Source organism: Methylophaga sp. UBA1464 (assembly GCF_002325665.1).
Lineage (GTDB): Bacteria > Pseudomonadota > Gammaproteobacteria > Nitrosococcales > Methylophagaceae > Methylophaga.
In genome coordinates this window covers 9708-14811 of sequence record NZ_DCSO01000027.1, presented here as the reverse complement: position 1 = coordinate 14811, position 5104 = coordinate 9708, and the positions used below count along the sequence as shown (strand labels likewise).

Annotated in this window: 6 protein-coding genes; 2 read left to right on the top strand and 4 right to left on the bottom strand. The window is 47.7% G+C overall.

What is annotated here, in order from left to right; all coding sequences use genetic code 11:
- On the top strand, positions 1-592 hold a 592-nt coding region (locus B3O33_RS02855; protein ID WP_292362888.1), incomplete at its 5' end, for a formate dehydrogenase accessory sulfurtransferase FdhD.
- A 3-nt stretch (positions 593-595) separates the two neighbouring features.
- Complete coding sequence (locus B3O33_RS02850) at positions 596-1045, top strand: GNAT family N-acetyltransferase (RefSeq protein ID WP_292359596.1); 450 nt, start codon at positions 596-598, stop codon at positions 1043-1045.
- A 23-nt stretch (positions 1046-1068) separates the two neighbouring features.
- Here B3O33_RS02850 and B3O33_RS02845 read toward each other — a convergent pair whose 3' ends face one another.
- The 4 genes from B3O33_RS02845 to B3O33_RS02830 form a co-directional block, all read right to left on the bottom strand.
- Positions 1069-1485 carry a MazG nucleotide pyrophosphohydrolase domain-containing protein gene (locus tag B3O33_RS02845; RefSeq protein ID WP_292359595.1) on the bottom strand — a complete coding sequence of 139 codons (417 nt, stop codon included), beginning with the start codon at positions 1483-1485 and terminating at the stop codon, positions 1069-1071.
- The gene (locus B3O33_RS02840) at positions 1485-1889 is read right to left on the bottom strand and encodes an RNA-binding S4 domain-containing protein (protein ID WP_292359593.1); all 405 of its coding nucleotides are present in this window, start codon (positions 1887-1889) and stop codon (positions 1485-1487) included. Before B3O33_RS02840 ends, B3O33_RS02845 begins: the two co-directional genes overlap by 1 nt.
- Positions 1889-3850: an acetate--CoA ligase gene (gene acs, locus B3O33_RS02835; protein WP_292359591.1), complete on the bottom strand. Its 1962-nt coding sequence runs from the start codon at positions 3848-3850 to the stop codon at positions 1889-1891. Before acs ends, B3O33_RS02840 begins: the two co-directional genes overlap by 1 nt.
- A gap of 130 nt (positions 3851-3980) precedes the next feature.
- Positions 3981-5104: aldehyde dehydrogenase family protein (locus B3O33_RS02830; protein WP_292362886.1), on the bottom strand; the 1124-nt coding region annotated here is incomplete at its 5' end.

Below are 5104 nucleotides of genomic sequence, written 5' to 3'. Positions count from 1 at the left end.
CATCCAGGTGGATTGGGATGTCGATGCCGTCGCTGTGACCACCTTTCAGCAGAAAAACAATCTTGATTCGCTGATGTCCAGACGAATTGCCACCAGTGGCTGTGGGCAGGGCACCATGTTTGGGCATGTGATGGATTCGCTTTCAGAACTGAAACTGCAATGTCCGGAATTCAGTGCTCAGTCTATCTATGACGTGTTGCATGCGTTAAACGAATACAACGAAATGTATAAACAGGCAGGGGCCGTACATGGCTGTGCGCTGTGCCAGCAAAATGAAGTGTTATTTTTTGTGGAAGATGTCGGACGACATAATGCCGTTGATGCGATTTCCGGCTGGATGTGGCTGAACAATATCCATGGCGACGGAAAAGTGTTTTATACCACGGGTCGGCTGACTTCCGAGATGGTGATAAAAGTGGCGCAGATGCAGGTGCCCTTATTGTTGTCGCGCAGTGGCGTGACCGAAATGGGGCTTAGTATCGCTTTGGATATTGGGATTGGAATGGTTGCCCGAGCGAAAGGGAAACACTTTCTGGTGTATACCGGCAAGGAGCAGTTCCAAACCGAAAATTTATTAACTCCCGCAGGGTAAAGCATGAAAATTCAGACAGCTGTTAGCACGGATGTACCGCAGTTGTGTTTGTTACTCGATAGCTTGTTCAGTCAGGAAGCCGAATTTAAACCGGATCACGAATTACAGGCTCTGGGTCTGGGGGCGATTATTGATGGCGATGGTATCGGCGATATTCTGGTCGCAAAAGCAGAGGGCCAGATTATCGGTATGGTGAATTTGCTCTATACCGTTTCAACTGCTTTGGGCAGTCGCGTAGCGATTCTGGAGGATATGGTTATCGCACCACAAAACCGCGGACAGGGAGTCGGGTCGGCATTATTGAAACATGCGATTGAATTTGCCAGAGAAAAGGGCTGTAAACGTATCACCTTGCTCACGGATCATGACAATGATCCCGCGCATCGGTTTTATGAACAGCATGGTTTCACCGAATCATCTATGTTGACATATAGGTTATTTTTAGATGTTTAAAAACATATAATTACCTACATAACCTAATTCTTTTTCTCGATAGATTTCGCTTCATCCCACAATGCATCCAGCTCATCTAATGAGGCGGTTTTTAATGTTTTCTGCTGTTTGAAAATCTGCGTTTCAATGTATCGAAAGCGGCGGAGGAATTTCTGATTACATTGCTGGATGGCTTGTTGCGGATCGATATTCAGGTGTCTGGCGAGATTGGTAATAGCAAATAACAAATCGCCAATTTCTTCCTGTAATTTAGTCTGATCTCTGTCATCCAGTTCGGCTGCTACTTCATCGAGTTCTTCATGAATTTTGGCAATCACGCCATCAATATGTGGCCAGTCAAAACCAATCTGCGCAGCGGTTTTTTGCAGTTCAACAGCATACTGCAGTGCCGGCAGTTCTTTATCTGCACTGGCGAGCAGGGAAGATTTGTCTATGCTCATCAGTCGCCTCGGGTAAATTTAATGATATGCCGGCGATCACGTTTGCTGGGCCGGCCTTTTTGGTCACGAAAACCTAAAGGTTCATTTTTAATCTGCTCACGCAACAATTCGCGTTTTTCACGACTCTCTGCGGTTTCCTGATAGAGCAACTGGGCTTCGCTGGCCGGTCGACGTTGTTTTTGTAGGCCTAAAACATCAATGACATATTCATAAGGCGGTTGTGAAATGGTTAATTGATCACCAGGATGGATTGTTCTGCTGGGTTTGGCACGCTGACCGTTTGCATGAACTTTACCACCATTAATGGCTTCAACGGCCAGGCTGCGGGTTTTGTAAAACCGCGCAGCCCAGAGCCACTTATCCAATCGTTGATTTTTCTGACTTTCGGGTTCGGCTTTCGCCATTAAGCCTTACCTTGCAGTTGCAATAAAATGCCTTCGTTTTCCAGGGTGGAGGTGTCTTGCGTGATCTCCTCACCTTTGGCAATGGTGCGCAGCAAACGACGCATGATTTTGCCGCTGCGGGTTTTAGGCAGATTATCGGAATAACGGATTTCATCGGGTTTGGCGATAGGTCCGATTTGCTCTGCTACCCAGGCGCGTAATTCATTGGTCATATCTTCATCAACGCCGCCCGCCGGACGCTCACCTTTTAATACAACATAGGCAAACACTGATTCGCCTTTCACATCATGGGGTTTACCTACCACAGCTGCTTCAGCAACCGCTTCATGGGCGACTAATGCCGATTCAATTTCCATGGTGCCCAAGCGATGACCGGAGACGTTGAGCACATCGTCAATACGGCCCATGATCCAGAAGTAACCTTCCTCGTCCTGACGCGCACTGTCTCCGGCCAGATAATATTTGCCATCGAAATAAGGCCAATAGGTGTCTTTATAACGTTGATCATCACCCCAGATAGTCTGGATCATCGATGGCCATGGTTTACGAATCACCAGAAAACCGCCTTGATTGGCGCCAAGTGCTTCACCTTGCTCATTGACTACGGCAGCATCTATACCGGGAAGGGCACGGGTGCAGGAACCGGGTTTAGTCACCGTTACAGCAGGAACCGGTGCAATCATGTGAGCCCCAGTTTCAGTTTGCCACCAGGTATCGACTATAGGACAGCGCTCTTGCCCAATCACCCGGTGATACCACATCCAGGCTTCCGGATTAATCGGTTCACCTACCGTGCCAAGCAAGCGTAAGTGAGACAGATCATAGCGTTGAGGAATATCATCACCGGCTTTCATTAATGCCCGAATGGCTGTCGGTGCGGTATAGAAAACAGTGACATGATGGCGGGCACAGACATCCCAGAAACGTCCGGCATCCGGAACAGTAGGAACACCTTCATAAATAATCATGGTGGCGCCGACGGCCAGCGGGCCGTAGGCAACATAGGTATGGCCGGTAATCCAGCCAACATCTGCAGTACACCAGAAGACATCTTTAGCCTGAATATCAAACACCCAGCGCATGGTGGTAATGGCATTCAGCAGGTAACCCGCTGAAGAGTGTTGAATACCTTTCGGTTTGCCGGTCGAACCTGATGTGTAAAGTAAAAAAAGCGGGTCGCAGGCATTCATCGGTTCAGGGTGGCATTCTGCTGACTGATCCTGTTCCGCATCATGCCACCAGATATCCCGACCATTCTGCAGCGTGATGTCGTTGCCACAGCGTTTGAAGACAATGACTGTTTCAACACTTTCGCAGCCTTTAGCTAATGCCTGATCAGCGGTGTTTTTCAGCGGGATGATCTTGCCACCACGATGACCACCATCCGCGGTAATCACCAGTTTGGCTTGGGTGTCTTCAATACGATCTTTCAGGGCTTCAGCCGAGAAGCCTCCAAATACGACGGAATGAATGGCGCCGATTCGGGCACAGGCCTGCATAGCTACTACGGCTTCAGTAATCATCGGCATGTAGATAATGACCCGATCGCCTTTTTGGATGCCCTGATTTTTTAACGCATTGGCAAACACACATACTTTTTCGTGCAAAACACGATACGTAATATGTTGGACGTCACCCGGTTCGCCTTCAAAAATAATGGCCGTTTTTTCCGCATTGTTTGTTAATTGCCTGTCGAGGCAGTTATAGGAAACATTCAACTGACCGTCAGCAAACCATTTATAAAACGGTGCATTACTGTCATCCAGCGTTTGGGTAAAGGGTTTTATCCAATCGAGTTCCTGTCTGGCTAAATCGCCCCAGAAAGCTAGATGGTCCTCGTCCGCTTTGGTGTACAGCGCATCAAGTTTTTTTGGGGTTAGCGCAGATGTTTTATAAAAACTCTCGCAAGGCGGAAAGTGCCGATTCTCGTGAAGGGTTGATTCAATATTATTCTGAGCCATAAATACCTTACCTTATTATTCTCTCTTTCTGAGTATAGTCCGCTACCAGCGTTAAATGTAGTCAACAGCCAATAAAAAACTCTCCCGAAAGGCATGCTTAGGGGAGAGTCTGATTTAATGGCAGTACGTTTTAGAAGAAGCCGAGCGGGCTTGTGCTGTAGCTGACCAACAGGTTTTTAGTTTGCTGGTAATGTTCCAGAGCAATCTTGTGTGTTTCACGACCGACACCGGATTTTTTGTAACCGCCAAAGGCAGCATGCGCTGGATAATGATGGTAGCAGTTGGTCCATACACGGCCTGCCTGAATAGCACGTCCCATACGATAGGCCAGGTTCATATCGCGCGTCCATAAACCGGCACCCAGACCAAATTCGGTGTCATTGGCAATTTCCAGTGCTTCAGCTTCATCTTTGAAGGTGGTTACCGAAACCACAGGTCCAAAAATTTCTTCCTGGAAGATACGCATTTTGTTATTGCCTTTCATCAAGGTGGGTTCGATGTAGAAACCGTTATTGAATTCAGGTCCTAATTGCTCGATACCACCGCCCATCAGTAATTGAGCACCTTCTTGTTTACCAATCTCAACATAGCTGAGGATTTTGTCGAACTGCTCCTGTGAAGCCTGGGCACCGACTTGTGTCTCAGTGTCCAGCGGGTTACCGCGTTTAATCATTTTGGCGCGTTCCATCACCACAGCGATGAACTCGTCGTAGATGCTTTCCTGAATCACGGCACGGGAAGGGCAGGTACAAACTTCACCTTGGTTAAAGAACGCCAAGACCATGCCTTCGGCACATTTATTAATGTAATCCTGTTCCTGTTGCATGATGTCTTCGAAGAAGATGTTTGGCGATTTACCGCCTAACTCTACGGTTGAAGGAATAATGTTTTCAGCCGCGTATTTCATAATTAATGAGCCGACTGGTGTTGAACCGGTAAACGCGATTTTGGCGATGCGTTTGCTTGTGCCTAATGCCTGGCCAGCTTCGCGACCAAAACCGTTAACAATGTTTAATGTGCCAGCAGGCAGTAAATCAGCAATTAATTCGGCCAGAATCAGGATAGATACTGGTGTTTGTTCAGCCGGTTTCATAACAACACAGTTACCAGCAGCCAATGCCGGAGCAAGTTTCCATGCCGCCATTAATAACGGGAAGTTCCAGGGAATAATCTGACCGACAACCCCGAGTGGCTCATGGAAGTGATAAGCGACAGTATTTTCGTCAATTTCACCCATCGTGCCTTCCTGAGCAC